Source organism: Streptomyces sp. YS-3 (assembly GCF_045257485.1).
GTDB lineage: Bacteria > Actinomycetota > Actinomycetes > Streptomycetales > Streptomycetaceae > Streptomyces.
In genome coordinates this window covers 1-18,832 of the sequence record NZ_JBJHPC010000076.1, presented here as the reverse complement: position 1 = coordinate 18,832, position 18,832 = coordinate 1, and the positions used below count along the sequence as shown (strand labels likewise).

Genomic DNA, 18,832 nt, shown 5'->3' with positions numbered 1-18,832 from the left:
ACCTCGAACGCCGCATCCCCCCTGATCGCCGCAGCCATCCGCACCACCGCCCCCGCCTCGTACTCGTCGAGCCCCTCGGGCCCAGGGAGCAGCCCGACCACCAACTCGCCCACCTTGGCCAGTTCCTCCGCGTCGTCCAGGCACCGCGGCGGCAGCAGTTCGCGCGTCCGTGCCTGGACCGACTCCCGGATCGCCGGGTCCAGTTCGGGTGCGTGCTCCAGGCACGCCGCCGCCAGCAGCACCAGCCGGTGCCGCAGCCTCGGCGCCCGGTCGGCCCGCCGGAGCAACTGCTTCAGCAGCCGCGCCCGTTCGTCCGCGCGCGCATGGCCGACCGCCATCTGGACCACGTCGTCCCAGGTGTCGTCGTGCGCGTTGGCCGCCAGCACGCCGAAGTCGCGGGACTCCACCGCCGCCTTCGCGCCCAGGTAGTCCTGGAAGGTGCGGTGCACGAACCCGACCGTCCCGGGGGCCGGTTCGCGCAGCAGGCCGCTGCGGATCAGCAGATGCGCGAAGACCTGCTCCGGAGTGCCCCGTACCTGCGGCATCGCGGTGAGCCAGTCGGCGATCATCTCCCTGGCCTCGCCCTGCTCGGCCTCGACCTGGGCGTTGCGGATCAGCCAGTACGCCAGGCGCTGGAGGAGCGCGGTCTGCTCCTCGCGGGTCAGCTCGACCCCCTCCACGCCCGCGATCTCCCGTTCCGTGTCCCGCCGTACGAGCAGCATGTCCAGGGCCGCGTCGTACAGCTCCTTCCTGGCGCGCGGCAGTTGCATCCGGCGGTCCCGGTTGAGCGCGCACAACAGGGCGCACATCAGCGGGTTGGTGGCCAGCCGCCCCAGATCGCGGCGGCTGCCGACGGCCTGGCGCAGGGAGGTCTCGTACGTGGTGAGCAGCGCGCGATCGGCGTCGGCCAGGCACTCCCCGCGCGCCGCGTCGTGCCAGTGGCCGATGAACGTGCGGATGTCGTCGCGGTCCATCGGCAGCAGCGAGTGGGCGACGAAGTCCTGCCGGGAGAGCCAGTCCACGGGCACCGCGGAGGGGCGGGTGGTGACGACGTACCGGGCGTGCGGAAAGGCGGCGATCAGCGACTTCAGCCAGGCCTCGGTGCGGTGGCGCAGCCGTACGGGGACCTCGTCCACACCGTCCACCAGGACGAGCCCGCGGCCCTCCGCGAGCACCTGCTCCGCCCAGCCCGCGGGCGCCGCCCCGTGCAGCGGCACCCCGGCCGCCCGCAGGAACTCGTCGGGCAGCGGGAGCGCGTCGGCCTGGGTGAAGGCGCGCAGCCGCAGAACGAAGGGGACGCACCGGTTCCAGTCCGCCAGCTCGCCGGTGAAGGTGCGCCGGGCCGCGTTGAGGGCCAGCCACTGCACCAGGGTGCTCTTGCCGGAACCGGCGGGGCCCCGCAGCACCAGCCGGTCGGCGCCGGCGAGCGCCTGCTCGGCCCTGACCGCGACCTGGTCGCCCCGGGCCGGGCCGAAGTCCTCGCGCTCCCCGCTCACCGCGAGGCTGATGTAGGCCGTGTCGAGCGCCCACTCGCCGCGCGACCGTCCCAGGGTCAGCCCGAACAGTTCGAGGCGCCCGTGCGTCCGCGTCAGATAGGCCGCGTACCGCTCCTCGAAGCCCAGCGCCACCGCCTGCGCGCGCGGGGGGAGCCGGTCGCGTACGTCCGCCACCAGGTCGTGGGTGCGCCCCGCCGCCCGGACCTGCTCCACCGCCGCCCGGGCGGCGAACGCGGGGTGCGCGGTCAGCTGCTCGACCACGTGGGCGCAGCAGAGCCCCAGCAGCTCCTCGTAGAGCGCCTCGCCCGGACCCGGGTGCGGGCGGCGGAGCCCGGCCCGCAGCCGCTCGGGGTCCAGGCCGAGGGAGAACAGGTACGCCGGAGTGAGCTCGCCCGCCGCCGCGAACGTGTCCGCCACGGCCTGGGCCGCCGCCGTCCGCTCGTGCTCCGGCAGCGCGCCGTACGCGTCGGTGAGGCGCCGCCCCAGGACCTTCGCCAGCCGCTCCGGGGACGCGGGCCGCGGCAGCGGGCGGACGGGGGCGGACACCAGGCCCGCGCCGGGCCTCGGGCTCAGGAGCGACTTGGCGACGGTGGAGGCCACCGTCCCGGCCAGCCGTATGAACGCGACTTCCATGCCTGACACGGCGGTTGACCTCCCCAGGGCCCGGAGGAGGAAATCCTACGCCGGTGACGGGACCGGCCGCGGGGTGATGCGCGGAGGTCTCGGCGGGCGGCCACCGGTGGCACAGGCGTACGGTGAAAGACGGACTCCCCGTCCGGACGTTTCCGTACGCACCCCGACTGACCAGCAAGGATCTGCCCCATGCGCGCCACCGTCATCCACGCCCCCCACGACATCCGGGTGGAGGACGTGCCCGACCCCGTGGTCCGGTTCCCCACCGACGCGGTCGTGCGGGTGCTGCGGGCCTGTATCTGCGGCAGCGACCTGTGGGCCTACCGGGGCGAGTCCGCCCGGCAGCCCGGACAGCGCATCGGGCACGAGTTCCTCGGTGTGGTCGAGGAGGCGGGCTCCGAGGTGACCGGCTTCCGGGCCGGGGACCTGGTGGTCGCGCCCTTCGTGTGGTCCGACGGCTCGTGCGAGTACTGCGCCGAGGGGCTCCAGACGTCCTGCCCGCAGGGCGGTTTCTGGGGCTCGGTGGGCTCCGACGGCGGCCAGGGCGAGGCGGTCAGGGTGCCGTTCGCCGACGGCACGCTGGTGCGGCTGCCCGCCGACGCGGCCTCCGACGAGCGCCTGCTCACCGCCCTGCTCGCCCTCTCCGACGTGCTCGGCACCGGCCACCACGCGGCCGTCGGCGCCGGGGTGCGGCGCGGCTCCACGGTCGCCGTCGTCGGGGACGGGGCCGTCGGGCTCTGCGGAGTCCTGGCCGCCCGGCGGCTCGGCGCCGAGCGGATCATCGCCCTCGGGCGCCATCAGGCCCGTACCGACATCGCGCGGACCTTCGGCGCCACGGACATCGTCGCCGAGCGCGGCGAGGCCGCCGTCGACGCCGTGCGCGAGCTGACCCGGGGCCAGGGCGCGCACGCGGTGATCGAGGCGGTCGGCACCGAGCAGTCGATGCGCACGGCCGTGGAGATCACCCGCGACGGCGGCGCCATCGGCTACGTGGGCGTCCCCCACGGCAGCGGCACCGGCCTCGACCTGAGCGTGATGTTCGACCGCAACATCGCGCTGCGCGGCGGCGTCGCCCCGGTCCGCGCCTACATCCCCGAGCTGCTCCCGGACGTCCTGTCCGGCGCCGTCGACCCCTCCCCGGTCTTCGACCTCACGGTCGGCATCGACGGCGTCCCGGGCGGCTACAAGGCGATGGACGAGCGCACGGCCCTGAAGGTGCTGATCAAGCCGTAGCGCGGGCCGCCGGGGCCGGGCGGCTCGCCCGCCCGGCCCCGGCGCGTCCTAGCGCACCGCGCGGAGGGCGTTGACGATCCCCGCCCCGTAGAACCCGCTGTGGTGCCTGCCGCCCGCGCAGACCGCGTCCGCCTTGCCGTCGCCGTCGAGGTCGTACGGGACGGGGCAGGCGGTCGGGTCCGCGCCCTCCTTCAGGAGCTCCTTGATCTTCCAGGCGGGCGCGTGCGGGTGCGCCGACTTGAGGAGCGCGGCCACGCCCACCACGTGCGGGGTCGCCATCGAGGTGCCCGCCATGTACGCCCACTTGCCGCCGGGCACCGGGCCGAGGATCAGCCCGCTGGTGGCCGGGGCCTGCGGCGCCTGGTAGGCCGTGGAGTCGCCGCCCGGCGCCGCCACGTCGATGACGCCCAGGCCGTAGTTGGAGAACGAGGACTTCAGGCCCTTGGCCCCGGTCGCGGCGACCGTGACGACCCCCGGCAGCTGGGTGGGGATGTCGAGGCAGGTGCTCGGGTCGATCTTCCGGTCGCCCGGGGTGGAGTCGTTGGGGCTGGCCGGGTCGGTGATCGAGTCGGCCGCGAGGTCGTAGCTCTCGTTGCCGGCCGCCGCCACGTTGACCGTGCCCCGGGACTCGGCGTACCGGCTCGCCCGGGTGATCGCCTCGACCAGCGCCTTCTGGTCCGGGTCGGTCTTGCAGTTGAAGTACCAGGGGTCGGTGTAATAGCTGTTGTTGGTGACGTCGATGCCGTGGTCGGCGGCCCACATGAAGCCGCAGACGACGGCCTCCGTATAGAAGAAGCTGCCGCCCTGGGTGGAGACCTTGATCGCGGCGACCTTCACTCCGGGCGCCACCCCGGTGACACCGACCCCGTTCTTCGCCGCGGCTATCTCACCCGCCACATGCGTGCCGTGCGGGGAGCCGCCGGTGGTGAACGGCCGCCAGGCGCCGTCGGAGGTGTCCGGCTTCCCGCCGATGCAGCTCACCGACTTGGAGCGGTCGAAGTTGGGCGCGATGTCCGGGTGGGTGTCGTCCACGCCGGTGTCGATGACGCCCACGGTCACCCGTGAGCTGCCCAGGGTCTTCTCGTGCGCCTTGTCGGCCTTGATGGCCTTCAGGTCCCACTGGAGCGGCTCCAGCGGGTCCTCGCCCGCCGTCGCCCCGGCGCCCGCGGCCCGGACCTCCTCGGCGCTGAGCTCCTTGGGCGTGCCGACGTCGGTGGTCGTCTGCGCGGGCAGCGGCGCGGTCCGGGTCGCCCCGGCCGACTCCACGCCCCGTACCGCCCGCATGGCCTGCGCGAAGCCGGGCGCGGCGGAGTGGGCGACGATCACCCCGATGCGGTCGTAGGACTGGACGACCGTGCCCCCGGCCGCCGTGATCGCCCTTCTGACCTTGTCGGCGTGCCCGTATCCCTTACGGAGGTTGACGACATAGCTGAGCGAGGAGGCGTCGGCGGCGGGCGCGGCCTGCGCGGCGCCGGCGCCGGGCGCGGCCGACGCCGTGCCCGGCAGGACCGCGAGCGCGGCGGCGGTCGCCATCACCACGGAGACGGCGAGGGCGCGCTGCCTGCGGGAGAGGTGCGTACGGGAGAGGTGCGACGTCATGGGTTCTCCATGTGACTGACGGATGTCTCGGTACGTACGGGAAGGAGCTCCGCGGCGGGCGCGACCGCTGGGGCCGCGCCCGCCGGTCGTCGTGCTACTCGGTGACCGCGCTCAGCGCGTTGACGACGCCGTGGCCGTAGAAGCCGTTGACGTGCCTGCCGCCCTCACAGGTGGAGTCCTGGACACCGTTGCCGTCCGGGTCGTACAGACCGGTGGGGCAGCCGGGGTTGACGGCCTGCTCCTTGAGCATCTCCCGCAGGTCGGCCGGGGACGCCCAGCGGTGCTTGGACTTCAGCAGCGCGGCGACGCCCACGACGTGCGGGGTGGCCATGGACGTGCCCTGCTTGTAGCCGTACTGGCCGCCCGGCAGCGTCGCCAGGATGCGCCCGTTCTTGTCCGGGGTGTCCGGGATCTGGTACTTGTCCCCGCCGGGCGCCGCCACGTCGATCTGGCCGAGGCCATAGCTGGAGTAGTACGACTTGACGTTCTGCACGCCGGTCGCCGAAACCGTGACCACACCCGGCAACTGGGCCGGGATGTCCGGGCACTTGGCCGGGTCCACGGTCACCGTCGGGTGCGGGGCGGGCTGGTCGTCCGGGCTGGTGGTGTCGGTGAGGGCGTGCTTGGAGAGGTCGAAGTTCTCGTTGCCGGCCGCCGCCACGTTCAGGACGCCCTTGTGCTCGGCGTACTTGCTGGCCCGGGTCACCGCGTCGAGCAGGGCCTTCTGGTCCGGGTCGCTCTTGCAGTTGAAGTACCAGGGGTCCACGTAATAGCTGTTGTTGGTGATGTCGATGTGGTGCTCGGCGGCGAAGACGAACCCGCAGACCACCGCCTCGGTGAAGAACAGCCCGCTGCCCTGCTCGGCGACCTTGATCCCGGCGACCTTCACCCCGGGCGCGACGCCCGCGACCCCGATCCCGTTGCGGGCCGCGGCGATCTCGCCCGCGACATGCGTGCCGTGGTCGCTGCCGCCCACGTACGGCCGCCAGGCGCCCGGCGAGGTGTCGGCGACGCCGCCCACGCAGTTGGCCGACTGGGAGGCGGAGAAGTTCGGGGCGAGGTCCGGATGGGTGTCGTCGACCCCGGTGTCGATGACGCCGACGGTGACCCGGCGGCTGCCTGGGTAGATCTTGGCGGCCTTGTCGGCGCCGATCGCCCGCAGGTCCCACTGGTTGGCCTCCAGCGGCTCCTGGCCGGGCGCGGCAGCCGCCTTCGCCTTCGCGGCCTCGGCCGGGGTGAGGGCCTGGGTGGTGCCCTCCTCGGTGGTGGCCTGCGCCGTCAGCGGGGTGGTGCGGGTGGCACCGGCCGAGGAGACGCCCCTGGCCCGGCGTATCTCCTGCGCGAACGCGGGGTTCGTGGAGTGCGCGACGACCACGCCTATCCGGTCGTAACTGACGACGACCGTGCCGCCCGCCTTCGCTATCGCCTTCTGCACCCGGGCCGAAGTGCCGTGTCCGCCCGTGGTGTTGACGACGTACGACAGGTTCGGGCCGTCGGCGGCCGGGGCCGGCGCGGCCGAGGCCGTGGCCGTCGGAAGGAAGCCGAGCGAGGCCGTGAGCGCCAGGCCGGCGGGGAGCGCGAGGGCCCGCCGCCGTCCGGATCCCAGATGAGCCATGGGTTCTCCACATCATCCGTGAGAGCCGTCCACCCGCGGGTCACGAGTGGACGGGTACATGACCAGCGAAGCTATCGCTGATCATGCGGGCCCATCAATGAATTCGGGCGGGTTGCTCCGAGAACATCGCACCGGAGGCCGCCGCGCACGGCCAGGGCACCCGTCCGTGCGCCGGTCCCGGAGAAAAACGGCCGGTCTGAACCGAGTCGCGACGGCCTCCGTGCCGTTGTCAGGGGGACCGCCATCACCCGTCCCCGACAGTGAGGTCCCCCTTGCCGTCCATCCCCACCGCACCCGCAGCACAAGGAGACTCCGTGGCCACCGACGTGCCACCGCCCCAAAGCGGTACCGACACGCATCCCGTCCAGCCCCCCACCCACAGGTTCGTCGAGATGCAGGCGAGCGAGGAGTTCGCCGAACTGCGCCGCACCCACCGCCGGTTCGCGTTCCCGCTCACCGTCGCCTTCATCGCCTGGTACCTGCTGTACGTCCTGCTGTCCAACTACGCGGGCGGCTTCATGGGCCACAAGCTGTTCGGCAACATCAACGTGGCCCTGGTCTTCGGCCTCGCCCAGTTCCTCACCACCTTCCTCATCGCCTGGTTCTACGCGCGCTACGCCGCCACCAAGCTCGACCCCCGCGCCCAGGCCATCAAGTCCCGCATGGAGGCCGACGCATGAGCGCCCCCTACAGCCACCTCCCGCTCGCGGCGACCGCCACCAGCGAACACCGGCCACTGATCATCACCCTGTTCGCGGTGTTCGTCGCCGCGACCCTGGTCATCACCGTCTGGGCGGGCCGCCAGACCAGGAGCGCGGCCGACTTCTACGCGGGCGGCCGGCAGTTCACCGCCTTCCAGAACGGCCTGGCGGTCTCCGGCGACTACATGTCCGCCGCGTCCTTCCTCGGCATCGCCGGTGCCATCGCGCTCTTCGGCTACGACGGCTTCCTGTACTCCATCGGCTTCCTGGTCGCCTGGCTGGTGGCGCTGCTCCTGGTCGCCGAGCCGCTGCGCAACTCCGGCCGCTACACCATGGGCGACGTCCTCGCCTACCGGATGCGCCAGCGGCCCGTACGGACGGCGGCCGGCACCTCCACCATCGTCGTCTCGATCTTCTACCTGCTGGCGCAGATGGCCGGCGCGGGCGTGCTGGTCTCGCTGCTGCTCGGCATCACCAGCGACGCTGGCAAGGTCCTCATCGTCGCCCTGGTCGGCGTCCTCATGATCGTGTACGTGACGATCGGCGGGATGAAGGGCACCACCTGGGTCCAGATGGTCAAGGCGGTCCTGCTCATCGCGGGCACCATCCTGATCACCTTCCTGATCCTGCTGAAGTTCGACTTCAACCTCTCCGACCTGCTCGGCAAGGCAGCCGAGAACAGCGGCAAGGGCAGCGCCTTCCTGGAGCCGGGCCTCAAGTACGGCAAGACCGGCACCTCCAAGCTCGACTTCATCTCGCTCGGCCTCGCCCTGGTGCTCGGCACCGCGGGACTGCCGCACATCCTGATCCGCTTCTACACCGTCCCCACCGCCAAGGCCGCCCGTAAGTCGGTGAACTGGGCGATCGGCATCATCGGCGCCTTCTATCTGATGACGATCGTGCTCGGCTTCGGCGCGGCGGCCCTGCTCAAGCCGGGCGACATCATCGCCTCCAACCCGGCGGGCAACACCGCGGCGCCCCTGGCGGCCCTGGAGATCGGCGGCGGCAGCGGCTCCAACGGGGGCGCGATCCTGCTCGCGGTGATCTCGGCGGTCGCCTTCGCCACGATCCTCGCGGTCGTCGCGGGCCTCACCCTCGCCTCCTCGTCCTCCTTCGCGCACGACATCTACGCCAACGTCATCCGCAAGGGGAAGGCGACCGAGAAGGAGGAGGTCAGGGCGGCGCGCTGGGCCACCGTCCTCATCGGGGCCGTCGCCATCGCGCTCGGCGCCTTCGCCCGCGACCTCAACGTCGCCGGCCTGGTGGCGCTCGCCTTCGCGGTCGCCGCCTCCGCCAACCTGCCGACCATCCTCTACAGCCTCTTCTGGAAGCGCTTCACCACCCAGGGCGCGCTGTGGTCGATCTACGGCGGTCTCACCACGGCGGTCGTGCTCGTACTGTTCTCACCGGTCGTCTCCGGCAACCCCAAGACGTCCATGTTCAAGGGCATGGACTTCCACTGGTTCCCGCTGGAGAACCCCGGCCTGATCTCGATCCCCGTCGGCTTCCTGCTCGGCGTGATCGGATCGCTCCTGTCCAAGGAGGAGCCGGACGCCGGCAAGTACGCCGAGCTGGAGGTCAAGTCCCTCAGCGGAGTCGGCGCCCACTAAGGCACCGGCACGGGCACGGGCCGCGGGCGCGTCGTAGGGTCCTACGACGCGCCCGCGCCGCACCTCGTGTCAAACGGCCCCCGCCGTTGTCGCCCCTCTCACGTAGGCTCGGCTGTATACACCAACCGGTAATCGGGGGAGGGGGCCCACAGTGCTCATCGACACATACGGCCGTGTGGCCACTGACCTGCGTGTCTCGCTCACGGACCGCTGCAATCTGCGGTGTACGTACTGCATGCCGGAAGAGGGCCTGCAGTGGCTGGCCAAGCCGGACCTGCTGACCGACGACGAGATCGTCCGCCTCATCCGCATCGCCGTGACCGGCCTCGGCGTCACCGAGGTCCGCTTCACCGGCGGCGAGCCGCTGCTGCGGCCGGGCCTGGTCGGCATCGTGGAGCGCTGCGCGGCCCTGGAGCCGCGCCCCCGGATGTCGATCACCACCAACGGCATCGGTCTGAAGCGCACCGCCGCAGCGCTGAAGGCGGCCGGTCTCGACCGGGTCAACGTCTCCCTCGACACCCTGCGCCCCGAGGTCTTCAAGACCCTCACCCGCCGCGACCGGCACAAGGACGTCATCGAGGGCATGGAGGCCGCCCGCGCCGCCGGACTCACCCCGGTCAAGGTCAACGCGGTCCTGATGCCGGGGCTCAACGACGACGAGGCCCCCGACCTGCTGGCCTGGGCCGTGGCGCACGACTACGAGCTGCGGTTCATCGAGCAGATGCCACTCGACGCCCAGCACGGCTGGAAGCGCGACGGCATGATCACGGCGGGTGACATCCTCACCTCGCTGCGTACCCGGTTCACCCTCACCCCCGAGGGCGACGACGAGCGCGGCTCCGCGCCCGCCGAGCGCTGGGTGGTGGACGGCGGACCGCACCGGGTCGGCGTCATCGCCTCGGTCACCCGCCCGTTCTGCGCGGCCTGCGACCGGACCCGGCTCACCGCCGACGGCCAGGTCCGCACCTGCCTCTTCGCGCGCGAGGAGTCGGATCTGCGGGGCGCGCTCCGCTCGGGCGCGCCGGACGAGGAGATCGCCCGGCTGTGGCGGCTGGCGATGTGGGGAAAGAAGGCCGGATCCGGTCTGGACGACCCGGCGTTCCTCCAGCCCGACCGTCCGATGTCAGCGATCGGCGGCTGACTCCCACTCGCTCAGGGCCACCACGTCCTTGAGGAATCCCCGTACGTCCAGGAACTGGGAGAGGTGCTCGCGGTGTTCGTCGCACGCGAGCCAGGTCTTGCGCCGCTCCGGCGTGTGGATCTTCGGGTTGTTCCAGGCCAGGACCCACAGTGCCGCGGTGCGGCAGCCCTTGGCGGAACACACGGGCGCTTGGTCGGCGATCTCGTCACTCACGGATACATTCTGCGCCATGAATGGGGGGTGACATGGCGACGCCGAGCAGCCACGGGGGGAGCTGCCCGGCGTCGGTCCGTCGCTCCGACGGGGGATGCGGAGCGCTTACGCAGTATGTCACGGGGGACCCGGTGCGGTGCACTGGAACTTCATGATTGATCTGAGCTTTTCTTGAGCTTTGCGGACGGTGACGGATCAGGTCTGCTCGCGTGACCACGGTTCGTGGTCAGGGGCTCCGGGACCCTGCGCGGGTTCCGCCGGACCGCCCACCGGGGCGGCTCCGAGCATGGGCCGCGCGGGCGCGGGCACGAACGTCGACGGCAGCGAAGGAGCGTTCTCCCGCCCCGCGTTGGCGATCACCACAGCCACATAAGGGAGCAGGGCTCCCAGTACCAGGGTCACGATCGCGACAGGGCGTTCGATGTTCCACAGCACCGCCGTCAGCACCACCGACACCGTACGGACGGACATCGAGATCACATAGCGGCGCTGCCGCCCTCGCACGTCCTCCGCCAGACCCTGCCGGGCCCCGGTGATCCGGAAGACCTCGGCTCCGCTCCGCTTCCGCATCTGCTCCACCACCCGACTCCACACCGGACTCTCCCCGGACCGGACTCTTCACACGGTACGCCCGGGATCCGCCGGGTTCGAGACCGGGGCCGGTCCGGCGTGCGTGATTGATCCGATCCGTACTGCGTACGGACGTGTCCGACATGCGCCGTATGGCGGATGGGTCAACACTGACTGCGACTGCTCATGTAGGGCGGAGTCCTCGGCTGAGTGCTCCGCCGAGCGGAAAGAGGAGGCAGCGATGGGCTGGTTGTGGGCGATCATCGTCGGGTTCGTGCTGGGACTGATCGCGAAGGCGATCCTCCCCGGCAAGCAGCACAGTCCCCTCTGGCTGACCACCATCTTCGGCATCATCGGCGGTGTGGTCGGCAACGCCATCGCGCGATCGATCGGTATCGCGGAGACCAAGGGCATCGACTGGGGCCGGCACGGCCTCCAGATCGCCGCGGCGGTCGTCCTCGTCGCCCTCGGCGACATGCTCTACATGGCGATGCGCGGCAACCGGCAGCGGGCCTGACGGCACGGCGGGCCCTACGGCGTACGGCGCGGGGGGCGGTCCCATGACGGAACCGCCCCCCTGCCTCTTCGGACCGTACGCGCGGGTCAGGCGCCCTTGACCTCGATCGCGGCCAGGTTCTTCTTGCCCCGGCGCAGCACCAGCCAGCGGCCGTGCAGCAGATCGCCGGCGGTGACCACCGCGTCCTCGGACGTCACCTTCGCGTTGTTCACGTAGGCGCCGCCCTCCTTCACCGTGCGCCGGGCCGCCGACTTGCTCGCCACCAGCTCCACCTCGGCGAACAGGTCCACCACCAGGCCGAGTTCGGCGACCTCGGCGTGCGGCAGCTCGGACAGGGCGGCGGCGAGCGTCGCCTCGTCCAGCTCCGCCAGCTCACCCTGGCCGAACAGCGCCTTCGACGCGGCGACGACCGCCGCGCACTGGTCGGGGCCGTGCACCAGCGTCGTCAGCTCCTCGGCGAGCGCGCGCTGCGCGGCGCGTGCCTGCGGGCGCTCCTCGGTGAGCCGCTCCAGCTCCTCGATCTCCTCGCGGGACCTGAAGCTGAAGATCCGCAGGAACTTGGAGACATCGCGGTCGTCCGCGTTCAGCCAGAACTGGTAGAAGGCGTACGGCGTGGTGCGCTCGGGGTCCAGCCAGACCGTGCCGGACTCCGTCTTGCCGAACTTGGTGCCGTCGGCCTTGGTGATCAGCGGGGTGGCCAGCGCGTGCACCTCGGCCTCCGGGGCGACCCGGTGGATCAGGTCGGTGCCCGCGGTGAGGTTGCCCCACTGGTCGCTGCCGCCGGTCTGGAGCACACAGCCGTAGCGCCGGTAGAGCTCCAGGAAGTCCATGCCCTGGAGGATCTGGTAGCTGAACTCGGTGTAGCTGATGCCCACGTCGGAGTTGAGCCGCCGCGCGACCGCCTCCTTCGCGATCATCTTGTTGACCCGGAAGTGCTGGCCGACGTCGCGCAGGAACTCGATGGCCGAAAGACCCGACGTCCAGTCCAGGTTGTTGACCATGGTCGCGGCGTGCGGGCCCTCGAAGTCGAGGAACGGCTCGATCTGCCCGCGCAGCCGCTCGACCCAGCCCGCGACGACCTCGGGCGCGTTCAGCGTGCGCTCCGAGTTCGGCTTGGGGTCACCGATCAGACCGGTCGCCCCGCCGACCAGACCCAGCGGGCGGTTGCCCGCCTGCTGGATCCGCCGCATGGTCAGGATCTGCACCAGGTTGCCCAGGTGCAGGCTGGGGGCGGTCGGGTCGAAGCCGCAATAGAACGTGACAGGACCGTCCGCGAACGCCTTGCGCAGTGCGTCCTCGTCAGTGGAGAGGGCGATCAGCCCGCGCCACTGCAGCTCATCGACGATGTCCGTCACGGTCGTACGTCTCCTAGGTCCGGGTACGGATGTGCAGCAGCCAGTGTATGGGGGTCAGACGCCCTGGCTGACCGAGCTCATATTGAAGTCCGGCACCCGCAGGGCGGGCATCGCGGCCCGGGTGAACCAGTCGCTCCACTCCCTCGGCAGGGTCTTCTCGGTGCGACCGGCCTCGGTGGCGCGCGACAGCAGGTCCACCGGCGACTCGTTGAACCGGAAGTTGTTGACCTCCCCCACCACCTCGCCGTTCTCGACCAGATAGACCCCGTCCCGGGTCAGCCCCGTGAGCAGCAGCGTCGCCGGGTCCACCTCGCGGATGTACCAGAGGCAGGTCAGCAGCAGGCCCCGCTCCGTGGCCGCGACCATCTCCTCAAGCGAGCGCTCGCCGCCGCCGTCCAGGACCAGGTTCCCGATCGAGGGCGTCACGGGCAGCCCGGTGAGCGCCGCGCTGTGCCGGGTGGTGATCAGCCGCTCCAGCTTCCCGTCCCGCATCCAGTCGGTGGGGGACAGGGGCAGACCGTTGTCGAAGACGGAGGCGTCGTCGCCGGAGGAGTGCGCCAGCTGGAAGGGGGCGGACTCCAGACCCGGCTCGTTGGGGTCGCTGCGCAGCGTCAGCGGCAGCCGGGCCAGCCTCTCGCCGAGCCGGGTACCGCCGCCGGGCTTGGAGAACACGGTCCGGCCCTCGGTGGCGTCCCGCGCGTTCGACGACCACAGCTGGTAGATCAGCAGGTCGGCCACGGCGGTGGGGGGCAGCAGCGTCTCGTACCGGCCCGCCGGCAGGTCGATACGGCGCTCGGCCCAGCCCAGCCGGACCGCGAGCTCCTCGTCGAGGGCGCCCGGGTCGACGTCCTTGAAGTCCCGGGTGGACCGCCCGGCCCAGGCGGAGCGCGCCCGGTCCGGCGACTTGGCGTTGAGCTCCAGGGTGCCGGTGGGCTGGTCGTGGCGCAGCCGCAGGCCGGTGGAGGTGCCCAGGTAGGAGGAGGTCATCTCGTGGTTGGCGAAGCCGTACAGCTCGCGTCCGCCCGAGCGGGCCCGCGCGAAGGCCTCACCGAGGGCGGGGGCGAAGTCCGTGAAGACGGCCGAGGAGGTCTCGGCGGGCGCGTCGGTGAAGTCGGCGGCCACCGGGACGCCCTCGACCAGCGGCCGGGCGTCCTCGGCGGGCCCGGCGCCGCGCGCCGCCGCCTCCGCCGCCCGGACCAGCGGCTCCAGGTCGTCGGCGGTCACGGCGGACCGCGACACCACGCCCGACGCCGTGCCCTCGGCCCCGTCGACGGTCGCGATGACGGTGAGGGTGCGCCCGCGGGTCACGCCGTTGGTGGTGAGCGCGTTGCCGGCCCAGCGCAGATTGGCGGAGGAGTGCTCGTCCGCGATGACGACGCACCCGTCGGCGGTCGACAGCGCGAGCGCCCGCTCGACGATCTCGTGCGGCTTGACGGTCGTACGAGAGCTCATCGCCCGGCCTCCTGCGTGGTGTTCAGAATGTTGACGCCGCGGAACAGGGCCGAGGGGCAGCCGTGGGAGACCGCCGCCACCTGGCCCGGCTGGGCCTTGCCGCAGTTGAAGGCGCCGCCCAGGACGTACGTCTGCGGGCCGCCCACCTTCTCCATCGAGCCCCAGAAGTCCGTGGTCGTCGCCTGGTAGGCGACATCGCGCAGCTGGCCCGCCAGCCGGCCGTTCTCGATGCGGAAGAACCGCTGCCCGGTGAACTGGAAGTTGTAGCGCTGCATGTCGATCGACCAGGAGCGGTCGCCGACCACGTAGATACCGCGCTCCACACCCCCGATCAGGTCCTCCGTGGAGAGCCCGCCCGGGTCCGGCCGGAGCGAGACGTTGGCCATGCGCTGGACCGGCACATGGCCGGGGGAGTCCGCGAAGGCGCAGCCGTTGGAACGGCCCAGCCCCGTCAGCCTGGCGATCCGGCGGTCCAGTTGGTAGCCGACCAGCGTGCCGTCCTTCACCAGGTCCCAGGACTGCGCCTGGACGCCCTCGTCGTCGTACCCGATCGTCGCGAGCCCGTGCTCGGCGGTGCGGTCACCGGTGACGTTCATGACCGAGGAGCCGTACGCCAGCTTGCCCAGCTGGTCGAAGGTGGCGAACGAGGTGCCCGCGTACGCCGCCTCGTAGCCGAGCGCCCGGTCCAGCTCGGTGGCGTGGCCGATCGACTCGTGGATGGTCAGCCACAGGTTGGACGGGTCCACCACCAGGTCGTAGGTGCCCGCCTGCACGCTCGGCGCCCGCATCTTCTCGGCGAGCAGCGCGGGGATCTGCTCCAGCTCCGCGTCCCAGTCCCAGCCGGTGCCCGTCAGGTACTCCCAGCCGCGCCCCACCGGCGGGGCGAGCGTGCGCATCGAGTCGAACTCACCGCTCTTGTCGTCCACCGCGACCGCGGTGAGCTGCGGATGCAGCCGGACCCGCTGCTGGGTGGTGACCGTGCCCGCGGTGTCCGCGTAGAACTTGTTCTCGTGGACGGTGAGCAGCGAGGCGTCCACGTGCGCCACCCCGTCCGCCCGCAGCAGCCGCTCGCTCCAGTCGGCGAGCAGGGCGCTCTTCTCCTCGTCCGGTACGGAGAAGGGGTCGATGCCGTAGGCCGAGATCCAGGTCTTCTCGGAGTGCACCGGCTCGTCCGCCAGCTCCACGCGCTCGTCGGACCCCGCGGCGGCGATCACCCGCGCGGACAGCTTCGCCATCGCGACCGCCTGCGAGGCGACCTTGGCGGCGGCGTCCATGGTGAGGTCGACCCCGGAGGCGAAGCCCCAGGCGCCGCCGTGCACCACCCGGACCGCGTAACCGAGGTCCGTGGTGTCGGAGGACCCGGCGGGCCGGGCGTCCCGCAGCCGCCAGGCCGCGCTGCGCACCCGCTCCAGGCGGAAGTCGGCATGGGCGGCGCCGAGCGCGCGGGCCCGCGCCAGCGCGGCGTCGGCGAGGGCCCGCAGCGGCAGCGCCGTGAAGGCTTCGTCGAGGGAATGGGTCCCTGAGGGCACAGTCGTCTCCTGTCGTGTGAGACCGGTCGCCCCGATCATGTCGCGGTTCGGGGCCGCCTGCCTATCCCTTTCTGTAGGGACCCCACAGCGCTTTCCGTACGCCACTGTCACAGGTCGATTCCCCGTACACCTGCCGGTACCGATAGTTTGCGGAAGTACGAAACCGCTATCGAAAGGGTGATCCGTTGAGCCGCTCGGTTCTCGTCACCGGAGGAAACCGGGGCATCGGCCTCGCCATCGCCCGCGCTTTCGCCTCCACGGGCGACAAGGTCGCGATCACCTACCGCTCCGGGGAGCCGGACGCCCTCCAGAAGGAGGGGTTCCTCGCCGTCAAGTGCGACATCACCGACGCCGAGCAGGTGGAGCAGGCCTACAAGCAGATCGAGGAGGCCCACGGGCCCGTCGAGGTGCTCGTCGCCAACGCCGGGGTCACCAAGGACCAGCTGCTGATGCGGATGTCCGAGGAGGACTTCACCTCGGTCCTCGACACCAACCTCACCGGCACCTTCCGGGTCGTCAAGCGCGCCAACCGCGGCATGCTGCGCGCCAAGAAGGGCCGTGTCGTCCTGATCTCGTCCGTCGTCGGTCTGATGGGCTCGCCCGGCCAGGCCAACTACGCGGCCTCCAAGGCCGGTCTCGTCGGGTTCGCCCGCTCCCTCGCGCGCGAGCTGGGCTCCCGCAACATCACGTTCAACGTCGTCGCGCCCGGTTTTGTCGACACCGACATGACCAAGGTGCTCACCGACGAGCAGCGCACCTCGATCCTTTCGGGAGTGCCGCTGGGCCGCTACGCGCAGCCCGAGGAGATCGCCGCCGCGGTCAGCTTCCTCGCCTCGGACGACGCCTCGTACATCACTGGTGCCGTCATCCCGGTTGACGGCGGATTGGGCATGGGTCACTGATCACATGAGCGGAATTCTCGACGGCAAGCGCATCCTCATCACGGGTGTGCTGATGGAGTCCTCCATCGCCTTCCACGCCGCCAAGCTGGCCCAGGAGCAGGGCGCCGAGGTCATCCTGACCGCCTTCCCGCGCCCCACCCTGACCGAGCGCATCGCCAGGAAGCTCCCGAAGCCCACCAAGGTCATCGAGCTCGACGTGACCAACCAGGAGCACCTGGACCGGCTCGCGGGCCTGGTCAAGGACGAGCTCGGCAGCCTGGACGGCGTAGTCCACTCCATCGGCTTCGCCCCGCAGGACGCCCTCGGCGGCAACTTCCTCAACACCCCGTTCGAGTCGGTCTCGACGGCGATGCACGTCTCGGCGTTCTCGCTGAAGTCGCTGACCATGGCCTGCCGCCCGCTGATGAGCTCCGGCGCCGCGGTGGTCGGTCTGACCTTCGACGCGCAGTTCGCCTGGCCGCAGTACGACTGGATGGGCCCGGCGAAGGCCGCCCTGGAGGCGACCTCCCGCTACCTCGCCCGCGACCTGGGCAAGGAGGGCATCCGCTGCAACCTGGTCTCGGCGGGCCCGATCGGCTCCATGGCCGCGAAGTCCATCCCGGGCTTCTCGGACCTGGCGGACGTGTGGAACACCCGCTCCCCCCTGGAGTGGAACATGGCCGACCCCGAGCCGGCCGGCCGCGCCATCGTGGCCCTGCTCTCGGACTGGTTCCCGAAGACCACGGGTGAGATCGTCCACGTCGACGGTGGCGTGCACATGATGGGTGCCTGAGCCCCTCTTTTCCACGGCCGCCCCCCGTCCGCATCGCGCGGACGGGGGGCGGCCGTCGTGCGTGCCGGGCCAACTCCCCGCAGACTGATCGAAGCGGACATGTCGGGCAGTCGGCCGGGGAGGAGGTGGGGCGGTTGCGACCCTTGCGTACGGCCCAGCGCCGAGCCGTCGCCCTCGCGGCGCTGCTGCTCACGGCCCTCGCCGCCGTCGCGGCCCCCTCGGTCGTCCGGGCCGCCACCTCGGACGAGCCCGCCCCGCCCGCGCCCATCGAGCCTTTCGGGGCCGACTGCAACACCCTGGTGCGGGGCTCGCACGTGATCGCGTACTGCCACAACCCGTACCCCGACGCCGACCGGGTGCGGCTGCACACCGAGTGCACTCGCTGGTGGGACATCGACGCGGACGCGGCCCCGGTGCAGGTGGGGCCGGCCGAGACCGTACGGCTCACCGACCGGTGCTGGAAGGAGGTGCGGGCGGTGTGGGTCACCCACGAGAAGGCGGGCGCGTCCCCGTCCCCGGCTGCGTCCCCGTCCTCGCTCGCGTCACCGTCCCCGTCCCCGGAGGCGTCGTCCCCGTCCTCCGAGGCCCGGCCCGGCGGCGCCGGAGCGCTGCCCTAGAGCCGTTCGGACAGGCAGAAGAAGGCGTGGCCCGCCGCCTCCGTGGCGGCCGTCTCCGCGTCGCCCGACCGGATCGCCTCGACGAGGCGCGCGTGGTCCATGTGGTTCTCCGGGCGCAGCTCACGGCCCACGTCGTCGCGGAGCCAGTCGCGCAGGAGGTCGCCGAGGTCGGCGTAGAGCTCGGTGAGGACGTCGTTGTGCGAGGCCGCGACGATCGCCAGGTGCAGCGTGGAGTCGGCGGCCACGAACGCCTCCGCGTCACCCGACTCCCACGCCTCCTCGCGCCGGGCGAGGAGCGCGTCCAGCTGGGCCAGATCACGTGACGTACGCCGTTCGGCCGCCAGCCGGGCCGCCGATGACTCCAGGGTGGAGCGCAGTTCGGCCACATGGCGGGGGTCGGCGTCCGCGAACCGCCGGTGCATCACACCCGCCAGCTCGCTCGTCGCGACGACGTACGTGCCGGAGCCCTGGCGGATGTCGAGCAGGCCGTTGTGCGCCAGCGCCCGGACCGCCTCGCGGACCGTGTTGCGCGCCACCCCCAGCTGCTCGACCAGCTCGGGCTCGGTGGGGATGCGCGACCCCACCGGCCACTCGCCCGAGGTGATCTGGTTGCGCAGTTGCGCGATCACCTGGTCGGCGAGGGCGGACCGCCGGGGAGAGCTCAGCGCCATGCCGCTCCTTAGTTTGGGTGCCGTGGCCAGGGCCGTGGCCTTGGCCGTGGCCGGCCCGTGCGCGGACCGTCGTGCGGCCATCATCTCGCGGCCGTCCGGGCGAGTGGACAACCAATCATCCCATGATTCTATGATGGCCCCATGGCCGACGACGAGACCCGCACCCTCAGCCCCGCGCCGGGCACCACACCCCCCGCCTCCCTCGA

General features: G+C 71.7%; 17 protein-coding genes. 8 read left to right on the top strand and 9 right to left on the bottom strand.

Features of this window, described 5'->3' with window-relative positions; translation table 11 throughout:
• Nucleotides 1-2,129: NACHT domain-containing protein (locus ACJA3G_RS09965; RefSeq protein ID WP_406552544.1), on the bottom strand; the 2,129-nt coding region annotated here is incomplete at its 3' end.
• 189 nt (nucleotides 2,130-2,318) lie between these two features.
• Between ACJA3G_RS09965 and ACJA3G_RS09960 the strand changes: the two genes are divergently transcribed.
• Nucleotides 2,319-3,362, top strand: a complete 1,044-nt coding sequence (locus ACJA3G_RS09960) for a zinc-dependent alcohol dehydrogenase family protein (RefSeq protein ID WP_406552542.1) — start codon at nucleotides 2,319-2,321, stop codon at nucleotides 3,360-3,362.
• Between the two features lie 48 nt (nucleotides 3,363-3,410).
• On the opposite strand, the gene ACJA3G_RS09955 is transcribed toward ACJA3G_RS09960, so the two are convergent.
• Together ACJA3G_RS09955 and ACJA3G_RS09950 are read right to left on the bottom strand one after the other, a co-directional pair.
• A complete protein-coding gene (locus ACJA3G_RS09955; RefSeq protein ID WP_406552541.1) occupies nucleotides 3,411-4,961 on the bottom strand; it encodes a S8 family serine peptidase in 1,551 nt (516 codons plus the stop codon).
• A 94-nt stretch (nucleotides 4,962-5,055) separates the two neighbouring features.
• A complete protein-coding gene (locus ACJA3G_RS09950) occupies nucleotides 5,056-6,576 on the bottom strand; it encodes a S8 family peptidase (protein WP_406552540.1) in 1,521 nt (506 codons plus the stop codon).
• Between the two features lie 314 nt (nucleotides 6,577-6,890).
• Between ACJA3G_RS09950 and ACJA3G_RS09945 the strand changes: the two genes are divergently transcribed.
• From ACJA3G_RS09945 to moaA, 3 genes are all read left to right on the top strand, one after another.
• The gene (locus tag ACJA3G_RS09945; protein WP_406552539.1) at nucleotides 6,891-7,256 is read left to right on the top strand and encodes a DUF485 domain-containing protein; all 366 of its coding nucleotides are present in this window, start codon (nucleotides 6,891-6,893) and stop codon (nucleotides 7,254-7,256) included.
• Complete coding sequence (locus ACJA3G_RS09940; protein ID WP_406552538.1) at nucleotides 7,253-8,887, top strand: cation acetate symporter; 1,635 nt, start codon at nucleotides 7,253-7,255, stop codon at nucleotides 8,885-8,887. Before ACJA3G_RS09945 ends, ACJA3G_RS09940 begins: the two co-directional genes overlap by 4 nt.
• Before the next feature lie 151 nt (nucleotides 8,888-9,038).
• Complete coding sequence (gene moaA, locus ACJA3G_RS09935) at nucleotides 9,039-10,028, top strand: GTP 3',8-cyclase MoaA (protein ID WP_406552537.1); 990 nt, start codon at nucleotides 9,039-9,041, stop codon at nucleotides 10,026-10,028.
• Here the strand turns inward: moaA and ACJA3G_RS09930 are convergent.
• On the bottom strand, nucleotides 10,011-10,259 hold the full coding sequence (locus tag ACJA3G_RS09930; protein ID WP_406552536.1) for a hypothetical protein: 249 nt from the start codon (nucleotides 10,257-10,259) through the stop codon (nucleotides 10,011-10,013). The genes moaA and ACJA3G_RS09930 overlap by 18 nt on opposite strands.
• 177 nt (nucleotides 10,260-10,436) lie before the next feature.
• Nucleotides 10,437-10,811: a DUF3099 domain-containing protein gene (locus tag ACJA3G_RS09925; protein WP_406552543.1), complete on the bottom strand. Its 375-nt coding sequence runs from the start codon at nucleotides 10,809-10,811 to the stop codon at nucleotides 10,437-10,439.
• Nucleotides 10,812-11,052: 241 nt separating this feature from the next.
• Here ACJA3G_RS09925 and ACJA3G_RS09920 point away from each other — a divergent pair, with 241 nt between their 5' ends.
• Entirely contained in the window at nucleotides 11,053-11,328 is a 276-nt protein-coding gene (locus ACJA3G_RS09920; protein ID WP_406552535.1) for a GlsB/YeaQ/YmgE family stress response membrane protein, read from the top strand.
• An 86-nt stretch (nucleotides 11,329-11,414) separates the two neighbouring features.
• Here the strand turns inward: ACJA3G_RS09920 and tyrS are convergent, their stop codons facing one another.
• The 3 genes from tyrS to ACJA3G_RS09905 are packed head-to-tail and all read right to left on the bottom strand — an operon-like array spanning nucleotide 11,415 to nucleotide 15,664.
• Nucleotides 11,415-12,683, bottom strand: a complete 1,269-nt coding sequence (gene tyrS, locus ACJA3G_RS09915; RefSeq protein WP_406552534.1) for a tyrosine--tRNA ligase — start codon at nucleotides 12,681-12,683, stop codon at nucleotides 11,415-11,417.
• 54 nt (nucleotides 12,684-12,737) lie between these two features.
• Nucleotides 12,738-14,135 (bottom strand): metallopeptidase TldD-related protein, encoded by a 1,398-nt coding sequence (locus tag ACJA3G_RS09910; protein ID WP_406552533.1) that lies wholly within the window; start codon nucleotides 14,133-14,135, stop codon nucleotides 12,738-12,740.
• Nucleotides 14,132-15,664: a TldD/PmbA family protein gene (locus ACJA3G_RS09905; RefSeq protein WP_406552532.1), complete on the bottom strand. Its 1,533-nt coding sequence runs from the start codon at nucleotides 15,662-15,664 to the stop codon at nucleotides 14,132-14,134. Before ACJA3G_RS09905 ends, ACJA3G_RS09910 begins: the two co-directional genes overlap by 4 nt.
• A gap of 185 nt (nucleotides 15,665-15,849) precedes the next feature.
• Between ACJA3G_RS09905 and fabG the strand changes: the two genes are divergently transcribed.
• The 3 genes from fabG to ACJA3G_RS09890 all read left to right on the top strand — a co-directional run bounded on the left by fabG (nucleotide 15,850) and on the right by ACJA3G_RS09890 (nucleotide 17,955).
• Nucleotides 15,850-16,566: a 3-oxoacyl-[acyl-carrier-protein] reductase gene (fabG, locus tag ACJA3G_RS09900; RefSeq protein ID WP_406552531.1), complete on the top strand. Its 717-nt coding sequence runs from the start codon at nucleotides 15,850-15,852 to the stop codon at nucleotides 16,564-16,566.
• A gap of 4 nt (nucleotides 16,567-16,570) precedes the next feature.
• The gene (gene fabI / locus ACJA3G_RS09895; RefSeq protein ID WP_406552530.1) at nucleotides 16,571-17,338 is read left to right on the top strand and encodes an enoyl-ACP reductase FabI; all 768 of its coding nucleotides are present in this window, start codon (nucleotides 16,571-16,573) and stop codon (nucleotides 17,336-17,338) included.
• A 134-nt stretch (nucleotides 17,339-17,472) separates the two neighbouring features.
• Complete coding sequence (locus tag ACJA3G_RS09890; RefSeq protein ID WP_406552529.1) at nucleotides 17,473-17,955, top strand: hypothetical protein; 483 nt, start codon at nucleotides 17,473-17,475, stop codon at nucleotides 17,953-17,955.
• On the opposite strand, the gene ACJA3G_RS09885 is transcribed toward ACJA3G_RS09890, so the two are convergent.
• Complete coding sequence (locus tag ACJA3G_RS09885) at nucleotides 17,952-18,626, bottom strand: FadR/GntR family transcriptional regulator (RefSeq protein WP_406552528.1); 675 nt, start codon at nucleotides 18,624-18,626, stop codon at nucleotides 17,952-17,954. The genes ACJA3G_RS09890 and ACJA3G_RS09885 overlap by 4 nt on opposite strands.
• Nucleotides 18,627-18,832: the final 206 nt, after the last annotated feature.

Coding starts and splice junctions, on each gene's coding strand:
- ACJA3G_RS09950 (WP_406552540.1), bottom strand. CDS start 6,576: ATGGCTCATCTGGGATCCGGACGGCGGCGGGCCCTCGCGCTCCCCGCC.
- ACJA3G_RS09930 (WP_406552536.1), bottom strand. CDS start 10,259: ATGGCGCAGAATGTATCCGTGAGTGACGAGATCGCCGACCAAGCGCCC.
- ACJA3G_RS09925 (WP_406552543.1), bottom strand. CDS start 10,811: ATGCGGAAGCGGAGCGGAGCCGAGGTCTTCCGGATCACCGGGGCCCGG.
- fabI (WP_406552530.1), top strand. CDS start 16,571: ATGAGCGGAATTCTCGACGGCAAGCGCATCCTCATCACGGGTGTGCTG.
- ACJA3G_RS09960 (WP_406552542.1), top strand. CDS start 2,319: ATGCGCGCCACCGTCATCCACGCCCCCCACGACATCCGGGTGGAGGAC.
- ACJA3G_RS09910 (WP_406552533.1), bottom strand. CDS start 14,135: ATGAGCTCTCGTACGACCGTCAAGCCGCACGAGATCGTCGAGCGGGCG.
- ACJA3G_RS09920 (WP_406552535.1), top strand. CDS start 11,053: ATGGGCTGGTTGTGGGCGATCATCGTCGGGTTCGTGCTGGGACTGATC.
- ACJA3G_RS09885 (WP_406552528.1), bottom strand. CDS start 18,626: ATGGCGCTGAGCTCTCCCCGGCGGTCCGCCCTCGCCGACCAGGTGATC.
- ACJA3G_RS09940 (WP_406552538.1), top strand. CDS start 7,253: ATGAGCGCCCCCTACAGCCACCTCCCGCTCGCGGCGACCGCCACCAGC.
- ACJA3G_RS09955 (WP_406552541.1), bottom strand. CDS start 4,961: ATGACGTCGCACCTCTCCCGTACGCACCTCTCCCGCAGGCAGCGCGCC.